Origin of the sequence: Sphingomonas sanxanigenens DSM 19645 = NX02 (genome assembly GCF_000512205.2) — a bacterium.
GTDB lineage: Bacteria > Pseudomonadota > Alphaproteobacteria > Sphingomonadales > Sphingomonadaceae > Sphingomonas_D > Sphingomonas_D sanxanigenens.
Genome location: NZ_CP006644.1, coordinates 5,023,169 through 5,047,505 on the forward strand (window position 1 = coordinate 5,023,169; position 24,337 = coordinate 5,047,505).

Below are 24,337 nucleotides of genomic sequence, written 5' to 3' on the forward strand. Positions count from 1 at the left end.
ATTCTCACCTCCTGCGTTCGCGCCGGGGGCGTTCATTGCCCGATCCTCCGGGCGCGGTTTACGCAGACGCGCGACCCGCTTTATCGTGCCGCGCATGACAGACGCGCTGCTCACCGCGATTCGCCGCTATGCCGAAGCCAATGCCGATGCCGGCGGCATCGCGCGCACGCCGATCCCGGGGATGACGGTGGTGCGCGCCACCCGCGTCGGCGAACTGCAATATGCGATTCAGCGGCCTTTGATCTGCCTCGTCGCGCAGGGCACCAAACAGGTGACGATGGGCAGCAGCAGCCTGACCTTCCGCGGCGGCGATTTGATGCTGATCACTGCGGACGTGCCGACGATCAGCCAGATCAGCCGCGCGACGTCGATGGCGCCCTATCTGTCGTTCGCGCTCCATCTCGATCCCGCGCTGATCGCCGATCTCTCCGCCGAGATGAAGGCGGCGCCGATCGAGGCCGGCGCGGCGCTGCGCCTCCAGCCGACCGACGCCGAGGTGGCGGATACCGCGCTGCGGCTGGTGCGGTTGCTCGATCGTCCCGCCTCGATCCCCGTGCTGCAGGCGCAACTGGTGCGTGAGATGCACCATTGGCTGCTCGCCGGCCGCCATGGTCCCGCGATCCGCCATCTCGGCTTCCCCGACAGCCACGCCCAGCGCATCGCCCGCGCGGTGGACGTGATCCGCAGCGACTTCGCGGCGACGCTGCCGGTCGAACGGCTCGCCGCGATCGCGGGGATGAGCCAGTCGACCTTCCACCTCCACTTCCGCAACGTGACCTCGCTGTCGCCGCTGCAGTTCCAGAAGCAGCTGCGGCTGATCGAGGCACGTCGGCTGATGCTGGCGGAGGGCGCGACACCGGGAAACGCGGCCTATGCCGTGGGCTATGAAAGCGTGCCGCAGTTCACCCGCGAATATCGCCGGCTGTTCGGGCTGCCGCCGGTGCGCGAGACGGAAGAGGCGCGGCGGCGCACGCAGATCGCAGCATAACGCCTTTTTGCATGCCCGCGTGGCGCCCCGGGCGCCCCCCTCCCGATCGATCGCAGGCCAGGCGGAAGGGCATTACGCCATGCGCGCGTGGAACAGCTGCCCGCGCTCCACGACGAACACGATGGCCAGCGCGCCCAGCCCGATCGCGAGATAACCCAAGGCGAAGGGGAAGGTCGTGCCGTCGAACGCCTGTCCGATCACCGAGGCGACCAGCACCGCGACGAGGCTGGTGATGAAGCCCTGCACCGAGGATGCGGTGCCGGCTATATGGCCCACCGGCTCCATCGCCATCGCGCCGAAATTGGGGCCGCACAGGCCGACGCAGGTCATGCTCAGCGCCTGGATCGCGAGATAGGTCCACAAGGTTTCGAGCCCCGCCAGGTTGATCGCGACATGGATCAGAGAGAGCAGGATCAGCAGCAGCAGGCCGGTCTGCGAGATCATGCGCGTGCCCAGTCGCTCGACCAGCCGGCTGTTGGCGAACGCCGCCCAGCCCATCGCGAAGGCGCACACGCCGAACAGGATGGCGAAATGGCTGCCCTGGCGAAACACGTCGGTGAAGATCTGCTGCGAGGCGGAAACATAGGCGATGATCGCGCCGAAGGTCAGCCCGCCGGCCAGCGAATAGCCCAGCGAGTAACGGTTCGCGAGCGTCTGGCGATAGGCATCGGTCAGCGAGGCGACCGAGATCGGACGGCGATATTCGGCCTGCAACGTTTCGGGCAGGCGCATCAGCACCCAGGCGAAGACGAGCGCGGCGAAGGTGCCGAGCGCGTAGAAGATGAAGCGCCACGGCCCGAATTCCATCAGCACCTGGCCGATGCTGGGCGCGAGGATCGGCACAAGGAAGAAGATCATCTGCGCCAGCGAGGAGGTGCGTGCCATCTTGCGGCCCGAGTAGCTGTCGCGAATGATCGCAACCGAGAGCACGCGCGATGAGGCCGACATCAGCCCCTGCAGCAGCCGCGCGGCGAGCATCGTGCCGAAGGTGGGCGCAGCGGCGGAGAGGATGCAGGCGCCGACGAAGCCCGCCAGCGTCACCAGCAACACCGGCTTGCGCCCCAATCGGTCGGACAGCGGCCCATAGACGAGCTGGCCGAGCCCGAAGCCGAGCACGTAGATGGTGACGATCCACTGCCGGTGATTGGCGCTGGCGATGCCGAGTTCGTGGCCGATCTCCGGCAGCGCCGGCAGCATCAGATCCACCCCCAGCGCATTGACCGCCATGATCGCGGCGACGAGCGCCACGAATTCTCGGGCATGCATGCCGGGATGGGGCGTGACAGGGGTACTCATGCGGGGTCGCCTATCGCTTATGCGGCATAACCGCCAGCATCTTGGCCGAGCATCTTCAACAGTTCGGGCGACCGCGGCATCGTCGACTGATCGGCAGGTTGGGTGGGCGGCGCCTAATCGCTTCCGGCTGATCGATCGTGCGTGGAAGATCGATTCGATCGGAGCATGGATCACCTGACGCCGACTTATTGCTAACGCCTCGCAATTCTCTTACTGGCGAGTCAGGGATGACGCGAGGGGACTGAGATGAACGGCGCGGCGGTTGCCGGCGACGAGATCGGGCGAATCTATGCAGCGCACGCGCCCTGGCTGCGGCGCTGGCTGCAGCGTCGCACCCGGTGCGGCAACCGCGCGGCGGATCTGGCGCAGGACACGTTCTGCCGGCTGCTCGAAGGCTTCGACGGCGACGCCATCCGCGACATGCGCAATTATCTGGCCGTCATCGCCAGACGGCTGCTGATCGATGACATCCGTCACCGCGAGGTGGAGCGTGCCTTCCTGATCGCGCAGGCCGAGATCGGCGGCGGCGTCGACGAGATGACGCCGGACCGGATCGCCGAGGCGGTGCAACTGCTCGATGCGCTCGCGCTGCTGCTCGGGCAATTGGCGCCGGAGGTGCGCGAGGCGTTTCTGCTGCGCCGGCTGGACGGGCTGAGCCATCGCGAAATCGCCGCGCGGCTGGGCATTTCGGACCGCACCGTCAAACGCCACGTCGCCCGCGCCTATGCCACCTGCTACGCGCTGGCCTATCCCGACTGATGGTCGACGCCCACCGCCTTCGCCCGACGCCGGATATCGTGCGCCGCGCCGCCGAATGGGCGGCCGAGCTCGACGATGCGCGCGTGGCGGCGGCGCGGCGCGATGCCTGCGAGGCCTGGTGCGCCGAGGACCAGCGCCACCGGCTGGCATTCGACCGGATGCGGCTGATCGGCGGCCGCTTCGAGGGGCTCGATCCCGTCGGCCGCAACGCGCTGGCGCGGGTCGGCCGGGCGACGACGCATGGAAAGCGCGCGGCGGGCGGCCTGCTCGCCATCGCGCTGCTCGCGGTCGGCGGCGGCTGGCTGGCGATGCAGAGCTTCACATTGCGCAGCCTGCTCCCCGATCACCGCACCGCGCCGGGCGAGCAACGACCTGTCATATTGGCGGACGGATCGCGGCTCGATCTCGACACCGGCACTGCGGTCAGCCTGCGCGAGAGCGGATCCGCGCGGCGGATCGACCTCTATGAGGGCCGGTTGATGGCAGAGGTCATGCGTGACCGCGACCGCCCCTTCACGATCGTAACGCATGACGGCACCGCGACCGCGCTCGGCACGCGCTTCAGCGTCCGGCGCGAGGGCCGGGCCACGATCGTGACGGTGATCGAATCGCGCGTCCGGGTCTGCCCTGGCGCGGAAACCGGCGGGCCGAACTGCCGTGACCTCGGCGCGGGCGAGCGCGCGCTGATCAGGAGGGGCGCGGTACGGCGCATGGCTCCGGTGGGTGTCGAACAGGCCTCGGCATGGACCAAGGGCTGGCTTGAGGCGGACGACATGCCGATCGCCGAAGCGCTCGCCGAGCTCAACCGCTATCGCACGCGACCCGCGCGCATCGCCTCCACCACTTCCCGCGACATCCGCATCACCGGCAGCTTCTCGCTGACCGACAGCGACGCCTCGCTGCGCGCGATCGCCGCGACCAACGGGCTGATCGTGACGCCGACAGCGGATGGCGTGGTGCTGCACCGCGCGCACTGAACATTTTTTCGCAACGGCTGTCCCGATCGGCAACATTCGCCCGTCCCACCGGCGAACGACACATCGATCGGGGGTTACCATGGCATCCAATTTCGCGGCCTCGCTGGCCGTACTCGCCCAGGCGCTGGCCTTGTCCGGCGCGATTCTGCCTGCCACCGCCATCGCGCAATCGCACGCGACGCGCCGGTTCGACGTGCCGGCGGGGCCGCTGGGTTCGGCCATCGCCCGCCTCGGCCGCCAGGCCGGGCTGGTCGTCGCGGTCGATCCCGCGCTGGTCCGCGGCAAGCGCAGCGCGGCGCTCAGCGGCGATTTCACCGCCTCGGCGGCGCTCGACCGCCTGCTGACACCTGCCGGGTTGCAGGCCGCGCCCGATGGTGATGGCGGCTATCGCGTCTCCGCGCGCGCCGCGCCCGCCGCGCCGCGTGCGCAACCGCGCAGGCCGCTGGCGAGCAGCGCGCCGATCGGCACGCCGATCGTGGCGGAGGATGATGGCGGCGCGGACAGCCAGATCGTCGTCGTCGGCGCGCTGACCGACGTCGAGATCGACGAGGACCAGATCGAGTTTCGCCAGGCCGCGAGCCTGACCGACCTGTTCCGGCAGGTGCCCTCGGTCGCGGTCGGCGGATCGCTGGGGATCGCCCAGAAGATCTATGTGCGCGGCCTCGAGGACAATATGCTCAACGTCACGGTGGATGGCGCGCCGCAGCGCGGCACCCTGTTCCACCATATCGGCCGCGTCTCGATCGAGCCGGAACTGCTCAAGACGGTCGACGTGAAGGCCGGTGCCGGCGAATCGACATTGGGCTTCGGCGCGATCGGCGGCGCAATCCGCTTCCGCACGCGCGATGCCGACGATCTGCTGGCGCCCGGCAAGTCCGTGGGCGGCATGGCCAAGGCGGGCTGGTTCTCCAACGACGGCTACAAGCTCAGCGCCACGCTCTATGCGCGGCTGGTGGGCGACATCGGCGTGGTCGGATCCTACACCTATGTCGACCGCAGCAATATGGAGGACGGATCGGGCCGCGAACTGCTCGGCACGGCGGCGAAGCAGGAACTCGGCTTCGTCAAGGTCGGCGGCGACCTTGGTGGCAGCCACCGCATCTCGCTGAGCTATGAGCAGCGCAATGAGGAAGCGGCGTTCGGCCAGCGCCCCAACTGGCCGGTGCTCGTCGGCGATCCGCTTTTCCCCGCCGAGGGCAAGCGCCAGACCGCGACGCTCAACTATGGCTTCGCCGCCGGTGACGGCATCGATCTGGAAGCCACCGCCTATTGGACGCGATCGCGCTTCGAGCAGGATCGCTTCGATCGCTGGGGTCGCTATGGCGCCGCGATCCGCTCCGCCGGGTTCGACGCGCGCGCCCGCTTCCGCCAGGCCGGGCATGACCTGATCGTCGGCGCCGAATATCGCAGCGACAAGGTGGTCAGCCGCTATCTGGACGATGCGAGCGTCTGGGGGCCATGGGCGTGGGATCCGGCGATTGGCCGCTTCGAGGAGCGCGGCAGCGTGTTCGGCCTCTATGCGCAGGATCATTGGCGCGTCGCCGATCCGCTGACGCTCAGCTATGGCCTGCGCTATGACGGTTATGACCTCAAGCAGGTCACCTACGCCACCGGCACCGACAGCGACGGGGTGAGCTGGAACGCCGGCCTTCGCTACGAACCGATCGACGGCCTGGCGCTTCACGCCAGCTTCGCCGAGGCGTTTCGCGGCAAGGAGATCGGCGACGCCTTCACCTTGGAAACGCGCCCCGGCCGCATCGCGCTGGCGCCCGACCTCCAGCCCGAGCGCGTCGACAATTATGAGGTGGGCGCCTCGTTCGACCGCGACGGTTTCCGTGCCTCGGCGGTCTATTACCACATGGCCATCGACGATGTGATCCTCGACCAGATCGGCAGCGGGCCCGCCCCGCAGGCGGCGAATTATTTCGAGAATGTCGGCCGCTTCAAGGCGAACGGCGTGGAAGTGCGCGCCGGCTATTCGAGCGGGCCCTTCTCGGTCGACGCCTATTACAACCACTACCGATCGCGGCTGAACGGCGACCAGATCGAGGGCTATGAGCATATCGGCCTCGGCACCTCGGTGGGCGACAACTGGAACGTCACCGCCGGCTATCGGCCGCTGCCGACGCTGGGGTTCGAGGTGAGCGTCAACCATTATGACGACCTCAACGATATCGAGGTGCTCCAGCGCAATGTCGAGATCGGCTGGGCGCCGACCACGCAGTTCGTGGACAAGCCCGGCTACACCGTGATCGACCTGTTCGCGCGCTGGCAGCCGCTGGGCGACGAACGGCTGACCCTGCTGGCCGGCGTCTACAACCTGTTCGACGTCACCTACCGCGCGCATGCCAGCGTGGCGGATTATACCGCGATCCCCGATTTCGAGGGCGTGGTCGGCGTGCGCGAGCCAGGGCGGGATATCAGGCTGACGGCGGCAGTACGGTTCTGATGCGGACACGCGGTCGCGCGATGCAACGCGCACGGTGGGGCCTTCGGCTGTGGCACCGCGGCTTCGGCATCGGCGCCGGTCTCTGGCTGCTGCTGCTCGCCCTCACCGGCACGGCGATCGCCTTCTACGACGAACTCGACCGCGCGCTGGTGCCCGAACTGCGCACGATCCCGGGGGAGTTCACCGCCCTGCCCCGCGTCGATCTCGCGCTCGCCACCGCGCAGGTGCGCCATCCCGGCTTCGTGCCGCGCCACATCGATCTGCCCAACCGTCCCCGCGACAGCATCATGATCATCGGCAGCGAGAACGGCCAGGCGGCTCAACTCTTCTCCGATCCGCGCGACGGCGCCATGCTCGGCTTGCGGTCAAGCGGCAGCTTCGCGTTCGACCGGCGCCATTTGATGGACACGCTCTACGCGCTGCACATGGATCTGCTGCTTGGTCCGACAATGGCGTGGGTCCTCGGGTTGGTTGCCCTGCTTTGGGCAATCGACCATGTTCCGGCCGCCATCCTCGCCATTCCCCGCCTCGCGCGCTGGTGGCGGGCACTGCGGGTGAAGCCGCGCGGGCGGCGGGCGCTGTATGACCGCCATCGCGCGCCGGGTCTGTGGCTGATGCCGGTCACATTGATGCTCGCGGTCAGCGGCTTGTGCCTGTCATGGCAGGAGGAGACGCGCGCGGTCGTCTCGCTGGTTTCGCCCGTATCCGAACGGCTGCACTATGATTTCCCCGACGCCCCGGTGCCCTCCCGGCCGATCGGCGTCGATCGCGCGCTCGCCCGAGTCCGCGGAGCTGGTGTGTGGCGCGTCGACAGCGTGCAGATCCTGCCCGCCAAGGCGGTCTATGCCGTGCGGGCGTTCGACGAGCGCGACCTCGACGGCATCGGCCGCCGCTGGATCTACGTCGCGATGGCCGATGGCCGCATCCTCGCCGAGCGCCACGACAATGGCAGCAGCGCCGGCGATGCCTTCTTTGCGTGGCAGTATCCGCTGCATTCGGGAAAGGCGTTGGGGTTGGCCGGCCGTGCGCTCATCTGCATTGCCGGGCTGGTCACGGCTTCGCTGTGCCTCACCGGAATCGCGCTTCTGCTGCTCCGGACGAGCCGCTGATCGCGGCGGCGGACAAACAACCGGGTGGCGTTCAGCGCATCATAGGGGCGGCATAGGGTGGGCAGCGGCCGAGCGGCCGCCTGCCCGTTCCGGAAACGCGATGAAGCGCCATCGCGGGACGGGCTGACAATGCTTTGATCGATCTGGCATAATGGCCCGTCGGAATGCCGTCCGGATCGGACGCGGCTGGCGGGGGTAACAGGGGAGGCAGTTGAGCGATCCCATGCGCGCACCCGTAGCTGCGCATGCGACGAGGCGGAGTGACGGATGACCGATGTTGCGATCGCATTGAACCGGTTCGGGCTGGGCGCACGCCCCTCGGACGCCGCGCCTGCCGATCCGCGTGCCTTTCTGCTCGACCAGTTCGATCGCTATCGTCCGCGCCCGCCCGCCATCGCCGCGGTGCCGCCGCGCGCCGAGGTGGCGGGCCGGTTGGCGGATTTCCTCGCCGACCGGCGCGAGATGAACGAAGCGGCGCGCAAGGCGCAGCGGGCAGCGGCGGGCGATGCCGCCAAACCCGGCGTGGCGCCCCGGGCGAAACCCGCCGCGATGCCGCCCGCCGGCGCCAACGCGGCGGCGGGCGATGCGCGGCTCGACATGCGCGCCGATCACCTCGCGATGGTGGCGGCACGCACCGATCAGGCGCTGGGCGCCGAGGCACCCTTCGTCGAGCGGCTCGTCCATTTCTGGGCGAACCATTTCGCGATCTCGGTCGACAAGTTCGCGGTGATCGGGCTCGGCGGGCTGCTCGAATTCGAAGCGATCCGCCCGCACGTGCTGGGCCGGTTCGGCGACATGCTGATCGCGGTCGAGAGCCACCCCGCGATGCTGCTCTATCTCGATCAGGCGCAATCGATCGGGCCCGAGAGCGCGATCGGTGCCCGCATCGGCGCGCGGGGCAAGCGCAACGCGGGGCTCAACGAGAATCTGGCGCGCGAGATTCTGGAACTGCACACGCTGGGCGTCCGCACCAGCTATGATCAGGCCGACGTCACCGAATTCGCCCGCGCGCTGACCGGCCGTACGGTGCCGCGGCTCACGCGCGTGCCGGGCATCGACCGGTTGGGGCTCGACAGCCGTCCGGCGGGCGAAACCCTGTTCGTACCCGAGATTCACGAACCCGGCCCGCGGCGCATCATGGGCAAGGCCTATGCGCAGGAGGGGGCGGCGCAGGCCGATGCGGTGCTCGCCGACCTTGCCGTGCATCCGGCAACCGCGCGCCACATCGCCACCAAGCTCGCCCGGCATTTCGCCGGGGACGATCCATCGCCCGCGCTGGTCGGACGCCTCGAACGCGCCTTCCTCACCAGCGGGGGCGATCTGCCGACCGTCTATCGCGCGCTGGTGGAGGCGCCCGAGGCGTGGGCGCCCGCCCCCGTCCGCTTCAAGACCCCGTGGGACTGGTATGTCTCCGCGTTGCGCGCGGCGGGCACGCGCGAGGCCGCCGGGCAGGCGACCGTGGGGCTGCTCACCCAGCTCGGCCAGCCTGTGTGGCGGCCGGGATCGCCGGCGGGCTATGACGATATCGACGCGAGCTGGCTCGGGCCCGACGCGCTCTCGCGGCGCGTCGCCGTGGCGGAACGGCTGGCGGCGCGCACGCCGCCCGCGGTCGACGCGCGGACATTGGCGCCGCGGCTGATGCCGGGGCCGATCCGCCCCGCCACCAGCGAAGCGATCGCGCGCGCCGAAGGCCCCGCACAGGCGTTTGCCCTGATGCTGGTCTCGCCCGAATTCCTGAGGAGATAAGCATGAGCATGATCACCCGTCGCGCGCTGATCGCCGCGGGAGCCGCGGGCGGGCTCGGCTACGCCCTGCTGCCCGGCTTCAGCGTTGCCGCCGCGGCGACCGACCAGCGCTTCATCTTCATCATCATGCGGGGCGCCGCCGACGGCCTCTCGATCGTCGCGCCCACGGGCGATCCCGATTTCGCCGCGGCGCGCGGGGGCCGCAACGTCGATTCGACGGGCGGCGCCCGGCTCGATCCGATGTTCACGTTGCACCCGTCGCTGGTCGAGATGGGCAAGCTTTACCAGGCAAACGAGGCGCTGTTCGTCCATGCCGTCGCCTCGCCCTATCGCGATCGATCGCATTTCGATGGCCAGAACGTGCTCGAGACCGGCGGAGAATCGCCCTATGTGCTCAAGGACGGCTGGCTGAACCGCATGCTCGCGCTGCTGCCCGTCGACGAATCGCGCGCCCTGGCGATCGCCCCGGCGGTGCCGATGGCGCTGCGCGGCCCGCGGCCGGTGGAGACCTATGCGGCAGGGCCGCAACCGCGCGTGACCGACGACCTGCTGGCGCGTGTCGGCCGGATGTATCAGGGCGATGCCGAACTGGACGAGGTCTGGGCGCGTGCACAATCGACGCGTGCGCTGGCGGGCGACCTTGGTGCCGACGCCGGGCGCAACGCGATCGCGCTGGGCGCGCTTGCCGGCAAGCTGCTCGGCGCCGAATCGGGGCCGCGAATCGCGATGATCGAGACGGGCGGCTGGGACACGCATGTCTCGCAGCGTTCGCGCCTCGAGGGGCAACTCAAGGGACTCGATGGCATGATCGCCGCGCTGCGCACCGGGCTCGGCCCCGCCTGGCGTCGGACGACGGTGCTGGTGGCGACCGAGTTCGGCCGCACCGTCGCGATCAACGGCACCGGCGGCACCGATCATGGCACGGCGTCGGTCGCGATGCTGCTGGGCGGCGCCGTGAAGGGCGGCCGGGTCATCGCCGACTGGCCGGGGCTCAAGCCGGCGGCGCTCTATGAAGGGCGCGATCTCAAGCCGACCGAATCGCTGCACGGCGTGATCGCCGGCGCGGTGGCGGGCCATTTCGGGCTTGAGCCGAAGCGCGTCGTCGCCGGGCTGTTCCCGGGATCGCCTGCGAGCGCGACCGAGGGGCTCGCTCGGGCGTAAGCCCACGCTTCGCGCCCGCTGGCGGACGGATCGGATGCCGAAACGCGAACGGCCCGCCAGCCTGTGCCGAAGCACGTGCTGGCGGGCCGTACGATGCGCCCAGCCGTAAAGCGGCCAGACGAGTGCGGCTTAGCGCGAAGCGATTTCCTCGCTGCTCGCGTCGGCGACGCGGAACGAAACCGGCATGCCGCCCGAAACGCCCGAAACGCGGCCGTTGTTGACGGTCAGCGAGAAGCGCTTGCCGTCGGGATAGCGGCGGCCATTGATCATGGTGCGCTCGCCCTTGGTCGAGACGGTGTAGACATAGGTCATACCGTCGCGCTCGAACGACTTGGACGGAGCGGCGGGCTCCGCCGAAGCGACGGTGGCGAGCAGAGCGGCGGCAGCGGCGGAAACGATGACGTACGACATTCTCATGGATCAAACTCCCTATGGAATGCCGATCAGGACTCTCGAATGATTTTCTGGTTTGTGTTGACCCGCTTTTGCTGCGGTGCAGCTTTGCTCTCAAGCGCAAATTGCAACCAATGGAGTGCATGAAATGCAATCACTGGCCGCGAATCTCTGCACCGCGTAAAGCGGGTGTGCGCAGATGCAGAAAAGCCCCCGGCGACGCGCCGAGGGCTCTTCGATGAATTCTGGACCGCCCACTGGCGGCACTGCGGCCGCCGGGGCGAGTCGGATCAGCTATTCCGTGCGGAAACCGGCTCCCCGCGCTTCGCCGGCGCGGCTTCGGGCTTGCTGGGAACGGTGGCGGCAAGAACGACGGCGGCCGCACCGGCAGCGACGACATAAGACATGCGCATTGACGTTTCCTCCAACCAGAGACCCGTGTTCAGGCCCTCTCCGGCTTCTTTTCGCTATAAGGCATGCTGCGATGCAGCGAAGATTGCAAGCGCAAAACGGCTAAGCTGGCATGCAGAATGTTGAATCGGGCGAGATTCACGATGGGCAGTGCAGCACGGCAACAGGTCCGATCCGGAGGAAATTCCACGCCGAAGCGGTATCGATCCCGCTTGCCGGCCACAGGCGCCGGGCGCATCCTTCAGGGCATAATCCAGATCGGGAGAGCCCCATGCCTCTGTCGCGTCGCCTGCCCCTGCCGCGTCTGCTGCTCTCGCTTGCACTCGTTCTGCCCGCGCCCGCGCTGCTGGCGCAGGACCAGCCGCCGCAGGAGGAGGAACAGGAGGGTTTGGACAATGTCATCGTTACCGGCATGCGCGTGCGGCAGGGCGGCGCGCAGGACATCCGCCATTTCCGCAAGGTCGCGCTCGAATCGGGCATTCCCCAACCCGATTCGCTGACCGTCGAAGGGTTGATGGGCGAGCATGATTTGACGATCGCGACCGCGACGCCTTGCGCGCAGCTTTTCTGCCTGGCGACCGAAGCGATGCCGGCCGCGCTGCCCGGGCGGCCGGACGACCGGCTGTTCGTCGGGCTTGGCTTCGGATCCAATATCGATGCCGACACATGGCGGCGCGCGCCGCTCAACCTCGTCGCGGTGGTCGACAAGTCAGGATCGATGGATGGTCAGCCGCTCGACCTGGTCCGCAAGAGCCTCCGCCAGATCGCCGGCCAGATGCGCACGGGCGATCGCATCGCGATCGTCCTCTATGGCGATGAGAGCCATGTCTGGCTCAAGCCCACCGACGCCGGCCGGGACCGGGCGGCCGTGCTCGCGGCGATCGACGGGATCAAGAGCGAAGGCTCGACCAACATGGAGGAAGGGCTCAAGATCGGTTACGAGACCGCTTTCGCCGACGCCGCCCGGTTCGAGGGCAATACCCGCGTGATGCTGTTCACCGATGAGCAGCCCAATGTCGGTAGCACCGATGCGGGCAGCTTCATGGGAATGGCGCTGGATGCCTCACGGCGCGGCATCGGCCTGACGACGATCGGCGTCGGGCTGCAATTCGATGCCGAACTCGCCACCACCATTTCGAGCGTGCGCGGCGGCAACCTGTTCTTCATCGGCAATGCCGACGAGGTAAAGAGCGTGTTCGTCCGTCAGCTCGATACGATGGTGAGCGAATTGGCGCATGACGTGGTGCTGACGATGGTCCCGACCGCCGGCTACAGCATCACCGGCGTATTCGGCGTGCCCGACGGACTGATGCAGGAGGGCAAGGACGGCGCGATCGCGATCACCGTGCCCACCGCCTTTCTCAGCACCAATGGCGGCGGGATCTTCGTATCGCTGGGCAAGGAAAGCGCGCGCGACCATCTTCCCGCCATCGCGCTTGCTGCCGGCGAGCCGCTGATGCGCGTCGATCTCAGCTATGTCGGCGCCGCGGACGGCAAGGCGGGGCGCGATTCGGTGACGGTTGCGGCGCCCGCCGGCACGCCGAGCACGGCGCTGCGATCCGCGCAGCTGCTCGTCGACGAGTATCTCTCGATGCAGGGGGCAGCGGCGGCCTATCATTCGAACAACGATCCCAAGGCCGCTTATGCACTGCTGGCGGGGCTCGACAAAAGACTGGCGGCCAGCGGCCTATCCGGCCTCGAGGGCGAACGCACATTGGTCGGCAAGCTTCTCGAACAAACAGCCTTCTATGCGGGTTATGCCGGCGAACGGCCCAAATCCCTGAGCCATCTGGGCGTGATCGGCGACTGGCGGATCATCAGCGCTGTGGGGTTCGAGGATCTTCGCCGCGGCGACCAGGTCAGCTTTTCGGACGATGAGGAATTCACCGTCGTTCGCGCCAATCCGCGGCGGGGCGAAGAGGCGGAGGATTATGAGAGCTATGAGATCAATGAGCGGAAGATCCACCTGCCCGAATCGAAGCTCGTCATGTCCTACCGCGCCGACCGCGACCGGCTCTACCTCAACGGCGACGATGCGCAGGGCAGGCTGCGGCTGGTGATGGCGCGGCTGGAAACCGAGTGAAGGGCGGCCCAGCCATTGCGGTCGCGATGGGGGACGAAGGCATATGATACGGTGGATGGGCGCGGCGGCGCTGGCGACTGGGCTGGTGGGGCCTGCCCCTCCCGCGCATGCGGGCATTCCGGTATCGCAGCAAATGACCTGCGCGATCGGCAGTGAGAGCTTCGCGTTCGAGACGACCGCATCCTATTCCACCTTCGGCGAACGCCCCGACGGGCGTCCCTATGGCAGCTGGTTCTTCCCGCTCGCGCTCCCCGTGTGTCCTGGAAACGGCCTCGTCATGTATCGCCCGTTCACCGACGACGAGAAATTCCGCTTGCCGGCATTGCTCGCGAGTGCCGACTTCAAGGCGCTCGCGGGTGAGACAGCCTATTATCGCGCCTGGTGGATCGAGAAGGCGCTGGTGCCCGCTTCCGACGAGGCGGCCTGGCTGTTGCTCTCGGCGGTTTGGGAAGCATCGGACCAAGCGGCGCCGGCCGACGCTCGCTGGTCGCCGCGCCACACGCGCTATCGCGACAGCTTCATCGCAGAGGCCGATGCGCAACGTGCCCGTGCCCGGCCCGGCACGCCGATCTGGCTGGCGCTGTCCTACCGCGCGGCCAATGCCGAGCGCGAGTCGGGCCGTTTCGATGCGGCCGCGCAGCGGCTGCGGGCGATCGCCGACGCGCCGGAAATATCCGGTGCGAACGAGAAGGATATGAAGAACAGCCGCGGGTGGAAAGGCCGGGCGGCTAAGCTCATGGCGACGGTCGCGCAACGCAACACCGCCTTGGAACCGGTCGCCATGCTCCCGCCAGGCCAGGCGAAATATCTGTGCGAACGGCAGCGCGCTGCGCTCGACCCGATCGATCAGGCGGCGTGCGACGCGCTGCCGAAGGCCGGGGGATAAAGCGGCGGGATCTGCGAGGACGGGCCGATACCGTCCGATATCGCCGGTGGCTGGGTCAGCGCACTACGCTGCGAAAGGTGACGCTGCCCGCCTCGCCCGCGGGCAGCACACGGCGCCAGCGCAGGTGCGTCACATCCTCCGGCCGGGCGGCGCGCAGGCGGCCCGACAGGTCGCGCCGCGTCAGCGTTGCAAGCGCGCCCCAGCTTCGGCCGCCATCGACCGAGACGATCGCGCCGGGATCGCTGCTGTCCTCGAAGCGGAGCGGCCGCGGCAGCGGGTTGGTGATGGTGAAGGCGGACCGCGCCCGATCGCCGACGGTGCGATAGGAGAGCACGAACACCAGCCGGTCGCCGCGCGTCACCGTCTCCGGCGTTTCCAGCACGATGCGCGTCGCGCCATGGGCATCGGCGACGGCGCGCTCGACGAACATGGCGCTGCTCAACGCCACCTCGCCATCCGCCGCGCCACGGGGCGCGGCACCGATCAGCGTCAGCGGCACCAGCGCCGCGATTGCCTTCTTCATAGCCCCTCCGTCCTGTGGTCCCGTCCCGCCCGGTCTGCGACCGATCGGGAGCGGGTTCGCTCGGGCGCCGCGCGGGCTTATCCAGGTGCGATGAAGCATATTCATCGCACCTGGATAAGCGGCCGCCGGCTCCCCCCGAAGCCAGCGGCCGCTCCCCCCAGAAGTCCGCGACCGACCCCATCCCCACACAGCGGGATCGATCGCCACCCGTTCGATCTGCATCTGCCGCGCGCACGCGAAATGGTGCATAGCGCCTGACAGGCATCGAACCGGCGGGATCATCGTGCACGCAAGAAGCGAACAGACAGTTAATGTCGCCATGCCAATTTATCGTTTCGATCGAAAGGGTAGCCGTCCGTGCTGAGCGACGAGGACCATCATGGCGAGGATCACCATGAGGGCATGCTCACCCCCGTCGAGCAGGTGGGGCTGCGCCGCGCCGCGTTGCGGCGTGACCGGCTGCTCGCCGCGCTGACGCTGATCGCCGGCGTCGGGCTGATCGTCGGCCTGCCCTTCGCGCTGAAAGCGGGCGCCGAATTCTTCCTGCCGGTCACGGCGGCGCTGGTGGTCGCGATCGCCTTCGTGCCCGCGCTCGAATGGTTCGAGCGTCGACGCGTGCCATCCGGCCTCGCCGCGATGCTGTGCGTGCTCGCCTTCCTGTTCATCGCCAACATCGCACTGGCGGCGATCGTGGTGCCCGCAACCGAATGGTTCCAGCTTTTCCCGGACCGAATCGGCCGAATCCAGGCCAATGTCGCGCCGCTGATCGAGCTCTATTCGAACCTGCAGGACTATCTCGACCGCGCGCTGCGCACGCTGGAAAGCGGCCGCGTCGGCTCGGCGCGCACGGCCGCAGTGGAGCCGCCGAGTTCGATCCTGGAACTCGCCGCCACCTCGGCGCCGACCGCAATCATCCAGATGTTCTTCGGCCTGCTGGTGATCTTCTTCTTCCTCTCGGGCTGGACGCGGCTGCGCGCGCGCACGATCACCAGCCGGGGCAGCTTCGGCGGCGCGATGGCGACGGCGCGGGTCATCCAGAACGTGGTCGACGCGACCTCCGCCTATCTCGGCACGATCACGACGATCAATTTCAGCCTCGGCCTGCTCGTCTCGGCGGGGCTGTGGCTGATCGACATGCCTTCCCCGCTGATGTGGGGCGGCATCGTGATGATCCTCAACTATATCCCCTATCTGGGGCCGATCCTCGCCGCCTTCCTGCTGGCGGTGGGCGGGCTGATGACCTTTTCGGACATCTGGTTGGCGCTGATGCCCGCGATCATCTTCATCGGCCTGCACCTGGTGGAGGCGAATGCGATCACCCCGCTGATCGTGGGGCGGCGGCTGACGATCAATCCGCTGTCGATTCTCGTCTCGATCAGCTTCTGGGGCTGGGTGTGGGGCGCGCCAGGCGCACTGCTCGCGGTGCCGCTGCTGATCATCATCCAGACCGTCGCTTCGGCCGCCGGCAAGCCGGACATCGCCGGATTCCTGTTCGAAAGCGGCACCTTGACCGGCCGGCGCGACGACGAGGCGGGCGCCGAAGACCTTGTTTGAAAAACGCGCCGCAAGACGCGCTTGACAGTCCGGCGAGCCTCCCCTAGTGGCCACGCCTCCAACGCACCAAGCGGGTGTAGCTCAGTTGGTTAGAGCGCCGGCCTGTCACGCCGGAGGTCGCGGGTTCGAGCCCCGTCACTCGCGCCACTCTTCAACTTCCCAAGGTTGAAGGTGGCGCCTTCCGCTTCCCGATCATGCCGTTGGACGTGGCCCCATTCGATCCCGGCAGACGGCGTCCTCGCCCTCATTCGCAGCGCCATGCGCTAACGCCGAACGGGTTGCGGCATTCCCTCGCCGCCCAAATCGACATGTGCCGCATTTCCGATTGAACCGCCGCGCACATGCTGCCAAGAGCGCGCGGCGCGGCGGCGAATCCCGCCGCAGGACCCCAAGCGGGTGTAGCTCAGTTGGTTAGAGCGCCGGCCTGTCACGCCGGAGGTCGCGGGTTCGAGCCCCGTCACTCGCGCCATTTTCAACGCTGCAATGTTGAAGATGGCACTTTCGCCCGCGCCCGACGAAAAGCCGACCGGACGGCCTTCCATACGACCACGTTATGGCACGTCGCGTGCGCGCCCACGTCTCATGCTGAGGCAGGGCGTCTGTCGACGCGCGTCAGCTGGACGCTGCCGCGCGGCATATCGCAAGGTCCCTCAACGGGTCTCCAACTCGCGTGCCTGCACCAGGTGCCGGTTGATCTCGGGGATGCGATCCCGCGCCAATTCCTTCAGCGCAGCGATGTTGCCCGATACCGCATAGCTTTGCAGCGTCACCATCGCAGTCTCATGCGCCGAGACCTGAGCGCGCAGATAGGCGCCGGCAAAGGCGTCGTCGTCGGTATCGCGCAGCGCATCCAGGCGCGCGCGCATGTCGATCGGCAGCGTCGCATCGAGCGTGAGCGGTGGCGTCAGCCGCCCGGTGGCGGCGCGCAGCCCGGCAAGCGCTCGCTGATGCTCGTCGATCATCGAACGAGCGAAGGCACGGACGTCCACCGCCGCCGGCCGGCGCGCAGCCAGTTCGGACGTCGCGATGATGAAGGCGTCGATCGTCGCGGCGCGGTCGATGAAATCCTGTGCATCGACCACGGTCGGCGCCCGCGTGGGGCGCGGCGCCGGTTCGGGCTCCGCGGCCGGTTCCTCGACGAGCAGGTTGCGCGTCGCATCCCGGCGCTGCGGGTCACCGCAGGACGCGAGCGACGCCAGAGCGGCGCCCAGGCCCGCCATCGTCCCCAGCGCGGCCATCCGCCGCGCGATCCGCAACCCCGCCATCCCGTTGCTCCCTCTATGTTTCGTCCGGACGCGCCCTTCCCATGCGGCGACAACGCCGCGCTGCCAACCCCCGCCGGCCCGAAGGCGCCCTGCCATCAACGCACCGGCCGCACGAATGGCGCAGCGCGTCGCGCCGGTGCGTCATCGAGGATGCTTTCCTTTGCCGCCACCCGGTGCGATGCGGCCGGCAGGGATCAGCGCCAGCGGCCGGTTTCCATCCAGCGCAGCAGCGGCTTGAGCGGCGCGATCCAGACGATCCCAGCGACCACATAGATCAGCAGTTGCACCAGCACCGGCAACCGCCCGATCGTGGCCGAGAAGGATCCGACGATCACCATCACAAGCAGGATAAGCGCGAGAATCAGGAACATGCCGAACGGCTTGCGCCAACTTGGCGTCATGCCCCCGCCCCTTCGGCGCGCGGCCCCGCGATCCACTCACGCTCGGTCAGCACCGCGTCCAGCGGCATGTCCCACGTCTCCCGCGGAAGCGAGTCAGCCTCTTGCGCGGCCCAGGCGACGCCGATGCGCAGCGCCCGGGGGTTCGCGGCGAAGGCGCGGTCATAATGGCCGGCGCCCTGCCCCAGCCGGTTGAGCGCTCGGTCGAAACCGACCAGCGGCGTCAGGATCAGGTCCGGCGCCACCTCGCGGCCCGCGGCATCGGGCTGCCGCAGCCCCAGCGGGCCGACGACCAGCAGCGATCCAGGCCGCCAGGCGATGAACCGCACCGGATCGGCGCGCGAGACGATGTGCGGCAGCGCCGTATTGCAGCCCATCGCCGTCGCCTGCGCGAGCAGACGCAGGGGATCGGCTTCGTCGCCCAGCGGCACATAGGCAGCCACGGTCCGCGCGCGGCGCATCAGCGCGGCCAACGGCCCCGGCGCGATGCCAAAGGTGAGCGCGCGGATCGCAGGCGGCAGCGCCGCGAGATGCGCGGCGCGGCGCTCACGCAGCGCGGCGCGCAACGCGCGTTTGTCCGTCACCGCTTCGTCACCCGCGTTCATCGGACAATCCCGGCGATGGAGGGAAAAAAGTTGGCGGGACCACCATGGCCGTTTGCCGGGATATCCACTGACGCCGAGAACGTCAGGTGGGGACCATATAAGTCAGACCAGGATCCGCTCAGGGACAGCCCCCATGGATGATGAATAGCCTCAGGGATTATCGAAGGCTCGCACCGGGCAGTACCCGCCGCCACCTATCTAGGATGTCGGCGCGACGCCCTCAAGCCCCGCACGCAGAGTTTCGAGCCGGCCGGCGAGTCGCTCCAGCGTCTCGGCGAGCGCTACGTCCGATCCGCCACCCGATCCGGCGGCCGCCGCGGTATCGCGCAGATCGGCCAGTTCGTCCGCCAGCAGCAGCGCTGCGAACAGCAATTGCCGCGTTTCGTTGACGGTGCCGAGGCCGCGACCGGCCTCGCGCGCCTTGCCGTCGACGATCAGCGCCATCCTGCGAAGATGTGCCTCCTCGCCATCGCGGCACATCACCTTGTGGGTGCGGCCGGCAATCTCGATCGCGACCTCAGCCATGATCGTCTTCGCCGGCCGGCGCCGCTGCTGCGGCAAGCAGCGCATCGATTGCGCCAAGCGCCACTTCCGCCTCGCTGCGCAAGGCCGCATGCCGCTGCTCGAGCGCGGCATGCGCCATCGGATCGACACCCGCCGGCGCTTCGGGGCGTGGCGTGGCTGTCCAGCGCTCGATACCCTCGACTGCCCTTTCGATCCTTGCGATCGCGACGCTGATCCGGTCGTCCGCCATTCCTGCCGCCCCTAGCACAGCCACGGGAGGGAGCAAGCGGCCCCACCGGTTGACGCTTCGCCTTCGCCACGACAAAGGAGCGCTGCCGAAAGACACGACTCGCGGCGGCCCGGGGCCTCCGGCCCGCGCTGCACCAGGGGAGCATCATGACCGCGACGACCGACTCCGTTTCGCGCCTGCAGATGGCGAATGCGATCCGTGCGCTGGCCATGGACGGCGTCGAAGCCGCCAACAGCGGCCACCCCGGCATGCCGATGGGCATGGCCGATGTCGCGACGACATTGTTCTGCGATTATCTGAAGTTCGATCCCGCCGATCCGCGCTGGGCCGATCGCGACCGCTTCGTGCTCTCCGCCGGCCATGGCTCGATGCTGATCTATGCGCTGCTGCACCTGACCGGCTATGCGCGGCCGACGATCGAGGACATCAGCCGCTTCCGCAGGCTGCACAGCCCGTGCGCCGGCCACCCCGAGAATTTCGAACTCGCCGGCATCGAGGCGACCACCGGGCCGCTGGGCTCCGGCCTCGCCACCGCGGTCGGCATGGCGATCGCCGAGCGTCACCTCAACGCGAATTATGGCGACGACCTCGTCGATCACCGCACCTGGGTGATCGCGGGCGACGGCTGCCTGATGGAAGGCGTCAACCATGAGGCGGTCGGCCTTGCCGGGCATCTCAAGCTCGGCCGCCTGATCGTGCTATGGGACGATAACCGCATCACCATCGACGGCGCGGTCGACCTGTCGTCGAGCGAGGATGTCGTCGCCCGCTACGATGCGTCGGGCTGGCACACCGTGCGCTGCGATGGCCATGACGAGGCCAGCATCAAGGCGGCACTGGACGAAGCGATCGCCGACGACCGGCCCTCGCTGGTCGCCTGCCGCACGATCATCGGCAAGGGCGCACCCAACAAGCAGGGCACCTCGGCGACGCATGGCGCAGCGCTGGGCGCCGCCGAAGTCGCCGCCGCGCGCGAAACGCTCGGCTGGACGTCCGAGCCGTTCGTGATCCCCGCCGACATCGCCGCCGCATGGGCCGAGGCCGGCCGCCGCGGCGCCGCGACCAATGCCGACTGGCAGGCGCGCGCGGGTGCAGCCGCCAAGGGGGCCGATTTCGTGGCGCGGATGGCGGGCGAATTCGAAGCAACCGGCTGGCTGAAGCCCTATGTCGATGCGCTGATCGCCGAGCCCAAGACGGTGGCGACGCGCAAGGCATCCGAAATGGCGCTGGAGGCGATCACCGCCGCGATCCCGGCGACGCTGGGCGGTTCGGCCGATCTCACCGGCTCCAACAACACGCGCACCAAGTCGACTCCGCCGCTGACCGCCGCACATTATGGCGGCCGCTATCTGCACTATGGCATTCGCGAGTTCGGCATGGGGCTGGCGATGAACGGCATGGCGCTGCACGGCGGCATCGTGCCTTATGGCGGCACTTTCCTGGTGTTCGCCGACTATTGCCGCGCCGCGATCCGCCTCTCGGCGCTGCAGAACGCGCAGGTCGTCTATGTGCTGACGCATGATTCGATCGGTCTCGGCGAGGATGGCCCGACGCACCAGCCGATCGAGCATATGATGAGCCTGCGCGTCATCCCCAATCTCGACGTCTATCGCCCCGCCGACGTGATCGAGACCGCGGAATGCTGGGCGCTCGCGCTGGAGCGGCGTGACGGTCCCGCGGTGATCGCGCTGACCCGCCAGAACCTGCCGCAGCTTCGCCTCGAAGCGTCGGAGAACTTGTCGGCCAAGGGCGCCTATCGCCTGAAGGCCGCGGAGGGTGACCGCAAGGTGGTGCTGATCGCCACCGGTTCCGAAGTGGAAATCGCGGTTGCCGCTGCGAAGGCGCTTGAAGAAGCCGGGGTGGGTGCCGATGTGGTTTCCATGCCGAACTGGCGCCATTTCGATGCACAGCCGGCCGACTACAAGCGCAACCTGCTTCCCGCCGACATGCTCAAGGTCTCGATCGAGGCCGGCACGACGATGGGCTGGGAACGCTATGTCGGCCTCGATGGCCTCCGCTTCGGTATCGACCGGTTCGGCGCATCCGCGCCGGCGAAGGATCTGTACGAATATTTCGGCCTCACGGCCGCAACGATCGCGCCGCAAATCCTCTCGGCGCTGGGCAAGTAGGAGCTACGGAACATGGCAGTGAAAGTCGCGATCAACGGTTTCGGACGCATCGGCCGCCTGGTCGCCCGTGCGATCCTCGCGCGTCCCGAAAGCGGCCTCGAACTGGTTGCGATCAACGACCTCGCGGACGCCAAGGCGAACGCCCTGCTGTTCAAGCGCGACAGCGTTCACGGCACCTATCCGGGCACCGTCGAGGTCGACGGCAATGACCTGATCCTCGACGGCAAGCGCGTGAAGGTTTCGGCCGAGCGCGATCCGGCGAACCTGCCGCATGCCGAAAACGGCGTCGACATCGCGCTCGAGTGCACCGGCTTCTTCACCGACCGCGCGTCGGCCGAAAAGCATATTGCCGCCGGCGCCAAAAAGGTGCTGATCTCGGCGCCGGGCAAGAATGTCGACCTGACCGTCGTCTTCGGCGTCAACAACGACAAGCTGACCGCCGAGCACAACATCGTCTCCAACGCGAGCTGCACCACCAACTGCCTCGCGCCCGCCGCCAAGGTGCTGAACGATGCCATCGGCATCGAGCGCGGCCTGATGACGACGATCCACGCCTACACCAACGACCAGAAGATCCTCGACCAGATCCACAGCGATCCGCGCCGCGCCCGCGCCGCCGCGATGTCGATCATCCCGACCACGACGGGCGCCGCCCGCGCGGTGGGCGAGGTTCTGCCCGAACTGAAGGGCAAGCTGGACGGTTCGGCGGTGCGCGTGCCGACCCCGAACGTCAGCCTCGTCGACCTGACCTTCACCCCGAAGCGCGACACCACCAAGGACGAGGTCAATGCGATCCTCAAGGCGGCGTCGGAATCGGGCCCGCTGGTCGGCATCCTCGCCTATACCGACGAGCCTTTGGTCTCGATCGACTTCAACCATCAGCCGGTCTCCTCGACGATCGACAGCCTCGAAACCACGGTGCTCGAAGGCAAGCTCGTCCGCGTCGTTTCCTGGTACGACAATGAGTGGGGCTTCTCGAACCGCATGGTCGACACCGCCGGCGCGATGGGCGCGCTGCTCTGATCTTCCTTCCCTCCTGCTGCGCAGGAGGGATCGGGGAGGGCCTGTTCGGGAGGGTTCGTCCGGATGGACACGCCCTCCCCCGCCCACGCCCGCGAGCGGGAGGGGAATTTATGACGTCCGCGCGGCTGATCGGCATCGCCCGGCATGACAGGCCCCACGGGCCGATTCAGACCGTCGACCATGTCGGCGTGACCTGCACCGAGGGCGTACATGGTGATTATCGCGGCGCGCTGAAGCCCGGCCGCAACCGGCGGCAGGTGACGGTGATGCGCGCCGAGGACTGGTTCGCCGCAGTCGAGGAGGTCGGCCTGCCGGTCGAATGGCAGGAACGGCGCGTCAACCTGCTCGTTCAGGGGCTGAAGGAATGGCCGCCCGAACCGGGACAGGTCATGCGTGTCGGCGCGGCGCTGGCGCTGCGCATCAATGGCGAATGCGATCCGTGCAAGCGGATGGATGCGCTGGTCGATGGCCTGCAACGGGCACTGCGCCCCGGCTGGCGGGGCGGTATCATCGCGACGGTGATTGCCGATGGCGACATCGCACTGGGGGATGACGTGAGCGTTCACGTCGAAGCAATGACAGGGAGCAAGGCGTGAAGGCGTTCCGCACACTCGACGACATGGGCGACATCCGCGGCAAGCGCGTGCTGGTCCGCGAGGATCTCAACGTGCCGATGAAGGACGGCGTCGTCACCGACGATACCCGCCTGCGCGCCACCGTCGCGACCGTCGGCGAGCTCGCCGACAAGGGCGCGATCGTGCTGATCCTCGCCCATTTCGGCCGCCCCAAGGGCGCGCCGAACCCCGAAATGTCGCTGGCGCCGCTCACCAGGCCCTATAGCGCGGTGCTCGGCCGCACGGTGATGTTCATCGGCGATTGCGTCGGCGAGACCGCCGAGTCAGCGGTCGCCGCGCTCAACCCGGGCGACATCGCCGTCCTCGAAAACACCCGCTTCCATGCCGGCGAGGAGAAGAATGATCCCGCGCTGGTCGAAGCAATGGCGAAGCTCGGCGATTTCTACGTCAACGACGCCTTCTCCGCCGCGCACCGCGCGCACGCCTCCACCGAGGGGCTCGCCGGCAGGCTCCCCGCTTTCGCCGGCCGCGCGATGGAAGCCGAACTCGACGCGTTGGAAAAGGCGCTGGGCGAGCCCGAGCATCCGGTGGCCGCGGTCGTCGGCGGGGCCAAGGTTTCGACCAAGCTCGACGTGCTCAAGCATCTCGTCGCCAAGGTCGATCATCTGATCATCGGCGGCGGCATGGCCAACACCTTCCTTGCCGCGCGCGGCGTCAACGTCGGCAAGTCGCTGTGCGAGCATGACCTGACCGCCACCGCCGACGAGATCATGGACGCCGCCGACGCCGCAGGCTGCACCGTGCACCTGCCCTATGACGCGATCGTGGCCACCGAGTTCAAGCCGAACCCGGCGACGCGCACCGTCAACGTTCATGAGGTCCGCGAGGACGAGATGATCCTCGACGTCGGTCCGGCCGCGGTCGAGGCGCTTGGCGACGTGCTCAAGAACTGCCGCACCCTGGTGTGGAACGGCCCGCTCGGCGCGTTCGAGACGCCGCCCTTCGACGCGGCGACCGTCAACCTCGCCCGCACCGCCGCGGCGCTCACCACCGAAGGTTCGCTGGTCTCGGTCGCCGGCGGCGGCGACACGGTGGCCGCGCTCAACCAGGCGGGCGTGGCCGACAAGTTCAGCTTCGTATCGACGGCCGGCGGCGCCTTCCTCGAATGGATGGAAGGCAAGGAACTGCCCGGCGTGAAGGCGCTGGTACGCGCCTGATCGTGCCGCCGCGCCGTCTCGATCGGACGGCGCGGCG

23 protein-coding genes and 2 tRNA genes are annotated in these 24,337 nt (G+C 68.3%); 16 read left to right on the plus strand and 9 right to left on the minus strand.

What is annotated here, in order from left to right; translation table 11 throughout:
- Positions 1-94: 94 nt before the first annotated feature.
- On the plus strand, positions 95-988 hold the full coding sequence (locus NX02_RS23000) for an AraC family transcriptional regulator (RefSeq protein ID WP_025294514.1): 894 nt from the start codon (positions 95-97) through the stop codon (positions 986-988).
- A 72-nt stretch (positions 989-1,060) separates the two neighbouring features.
- Here the strand turns inward: NX02_RS23000 and NX02_RS23005 are convergent, their stop codons facing one another.
- The gene (locus NX02_RS23005; protein WP_245648677.1) at positions 1,061-2,284 is read right to left on the minus strand and encodes a multidrug effflux MFS transporter; all 1,224 of its coding nucleotides are present in this window, start codon (positions 2,282-2,284) and stop codon (positions 1,061-1,063) included.
- A 246-nt stretch (positions 2,285-2,530) separates the two neighbouring features.
- On the opposite strand from NX02_RS23005, the gene NX02_RS23010 reads away from it, so the two are divergent.
- From NX02_RS23010 to NX02_RS23035, 6 genes are all read left to right on the plus strand, one after another.
- A complete protein-coding gene (locus NX02_RS23010) occupies positions 2,531-3,043 on the plus strand; it encodes a sigma-70 family RNA polymerase sigma factor (protein ID WP_025294516.1) in 513 nt (170 codons plus the stop codon).
- Positions 3,043-4,020: a FecR family protein gene (locus NX02_RS23015; RefSeq protein WP_025294517.1), complete on the plus strand. Its 978-nt coding sequence runs from the start codon at positions 3,043-3,045 to the stop codon at positions 4,018-4,020. Before NX02_RS23010 ends, NX02_RS23015 begins: the two co-directional genes overlap by 1 nt.
- A gap of 79 nt (positions 4,021-4,099) precedes the next feature.
- A complete protein-coding gene (locus tag NX02_RS23020) occupies positions 4,100-6,469 on the plus strand; it encodes a TonB-dependent receptor (protein ID WP_025294518.1) in 2,370 nt (789 codons plus the stop codon).
- 20 nt (positions 6,470-6,489) lie between these two features.
- A complete protein-coding gene (locus tag NX02_RS23025; protein WP_039997994.1) occupies positions 6,490-7,578 on the plus strand; it encodes a PepSY-associated TM helix domain-containing protein in 1,089 nt (362 codons plus the stop codon).
- A gap of 267 nt (positions 7,579-7,845) precedes the next feature.
- Complete coding sequence (locus NX02_RS23030) at positions 7,846-9,324, plus strand: DUF1800 domain-containing protein (protein WP_025294520.1); 1,479 nt, start codon at positions 7,846-7,848, stop codon at positions 9,322-9,324.
- An 8-nt stretch (positions 9,325-9,332) separates the two neighbouring features.
- Positions 9,333-10,484, plus strand: a complete 1,152-nt coding sequence (locus tag NX02_RS23035; protein WP_025294521.1) for a DUF1501 domain-containing protein — start codon at positions 9,333-9,335, stop codon at positions 10,482-10,484.
- Between the two features lie 129 nt (positions 10,485-10,613).
- Here NX02_RS23035 and NX02_RS23040 read toward each other — a convergent pair whose 3' ends face one another.
- Together NX02_RS23040 and NX02_RS33960 are read right to left on the minus strand one after the other, a co-directional pair.
- Complete coding sequence (locus NX02_RS23040; protein WP_025294522.1) at positions 10,614-10,901, minus strand: hypothetical protein; 288 nt, start codon at positions 10,899-10,901, stop codon at positions 10,614-10,616.
- Between the two features lie 266 nt (positions 10,902-11,167).
- Positions 11,168-11,290, minus strand: coding sequence for a hypothetical protein (locus NX02_RS33960; protein ID WP_281178253.1), 123 nt, complete (start codon positions 11,288-11,290; stop codon positions 11,168-11,170).
- A 269-nt stretch (positions 11,291-11,559) separates the two neighbouring features.
- Between NX02_RS33960 and NX02_RS23045 the strand changes: the two genes are divergently transcribed.
- A complete protein-coding gene (locus NX02_RS23045) occupies positions 11,560-13,371 on the plus strand; it encodes a vWA domain-containing protein (protein WP_025294523.1) in 1,812 nt (603 codons plus the stop codon).
- Positions 13,372-13,414: 43 nt separating this feature from the next.
- Entirely contained in the window at positions 13,415-14,257 is an 843-nt protein-coding gene (locus NX02_RS23050; protein ID WP_158014156.1) for a hypothetical protein, read from the plus strand.
- A gap of 55 nt (positions 14,258-14,312) precedes the next feature.
- Here the strand turns inward: NX02_RS23050 and NX02_RS23055 are convergent, their stop codons facing one another.
- Positions 14,313-14,780, minus strand: a complete 468-nt coding sequence (locus NX02_RS23055; protein WP_025294525.1) for a hypothetical protein — start codon at positions 14,778-14,780, stop codon at positions 14,313-14,315.
- A 402-nt stretch (positions 14,781-15,182) separates the two neighbouring features.
- Here NX02_RS23055 and NX02_RS23060 point away from each other — a divergent pair, with 402 nt between their 5' ends.
- The 3 genes from NX02_RS23060 to NX02_RS23070 all read left to right on the plus strand — a co-directional run bounded on the left by NX02_RS23060 (position 15,183) and on the right by NX02_RS23070 (position 16,803).
- Entirely contained in the window at positions 15,183-16,334 is a 1,152-nt protein-coding gene (locus NX02_RS23060; protein ID WP_047100174.1) for an AI-2E family transporter, read from the plus strand.
- A 70-nt stretch (positions 16,335-16,404) separates the two neighbouring features.
- Positions 16,405-16,481, plus strand: a tRNA-Asp gene (locus NX02_RS23065).
- 245 nt (positions 16,482-16,726) lie between these two features.
- Positions 16,727-16,803 (plus strand) — tRNA-Asp (locus tag NX02_RS23070).
- A gap of 181 nt (positions 16,804-16,984) precedes the next feature.
- On the opposite strand, the gene NX02_RS23075 is transcribed toward NX02_RS23070, so the two are convergent.
- The 5 genes from NX02_RS23075 to NX02_RS23095 form a co-directional block, all read right to left on the minus strand.
- Entirely contained in the window at positions 16,985-17,599 is a 615-nt protein-coding gene (locus NX02_RS23075) for a DUF4142 domain-containing protein (protein WP_158014157.1), read from the minus strand.
- A gap of 194 nt (positions 17,600-17,793) precedes the next feature.
- Positions 17,794-18,000 (minus strand): DUF2842 domain-containing protein, encoded by a 207-nt coding sequence (locus NX02_RS23080; protein ID WP_025294527.1) that lies wholly within the window; start codon positions 17,998-18,000, stop codon positions 17,794-17,796.
- Positions 17,997-18,602, minus strand: a complete 606-nt coding sequence (locus NX02_RS23085; RefSeq protein WP_025294528.1) for a 5-formyltetrahydrofolate cyclo-ligase — start codon at positions 18,600-18,602, stop codon at positions 17,997-17,999. Before NX02_RS23085 ends, NX02_RS23080 begins: the two co-directional genes overlap by 4 nt.
- Positions 18,603-18,800: 198 nt before the next feature.
- Positions 18,801-19,127, minus strand: coding sequence for a cell division protein ZapA (locus tag NX02_RS23090; protein WP_025294529.1), 327 nt, complete (start codon positions 19,125-19,127; stop codon positions 18,801-18,803).
- Entirely contained in the window at positions 19,120-19,356 is a 237-nt protein-coding gene (locus NX02_RS23095) for a hypothetical protein (protein ID WP_025294530.1), read from the minus strand. Before NX02_RS23095 ends, NX02_RS23090 begins: the two co-directional genes overlap by 8 nt.
- A 146-nt stretch (positions 19,357-19,502) precedes the next feature.
- On the opposite strand from NX02_RS23095, the gene tkt reads away from it, so the two are divergent.
- The 4 genes from tkt (at position 19,503) to NX02_RS23115 (ending at position 24,300) form a co-directional block, all read left to right on the plus strand.
- Entirely contained in the window at positions 19,503-21,485 is a 1,983-nt protein-coding gene (gene tkt, locus NX02_RS23100) for a transketolase (protein WP_025294531.1), read from the plus strand.
- 12 nt (positions 21,486-21,497) lie between these two features.
- Positions 21,498-22,508 carry a type I glyceraldehyde-3-phosphate dehydrogenase gene (gene gap / locus NX02_RS23105; protein WP_025294532.1) on the plus strand — a complete coding sequence of 337 codons (1,011 nt, stop codon included), beginning with the start codon at positions 21,498-21,500 and terminating at the stop codon, positions 22,506-22,508.
- 110 nt (positions 22,509-22,618) lie between these two features.
- Positions 22,619-23,104, plus strand: a complete 486-nt coding sequence (locus tag NX02_RS23110; RefSeq protein ID WP_025294533.1) for an MOSC domain-containing protein — start codon at positions 22,619-22,621, stop codon at positions 23,102-23,104.
- A gap of 23 nt (positions 23,105-23,127) precedes the next feature.
- Positions 23,128-24,300: a phosphoglycerate kinase gene (locus tag NX02_RS23115; protein ID WP_039997999.1), complete on the plus strand. Its 1,173-nt coding sequence runs from the start codon at positions 23,128-23,130 to the stop codon at positions 24,298-24,300.
- The last annotated feature ends 37 nt before the right edge of the window (positions 24,301-24,337 follow it).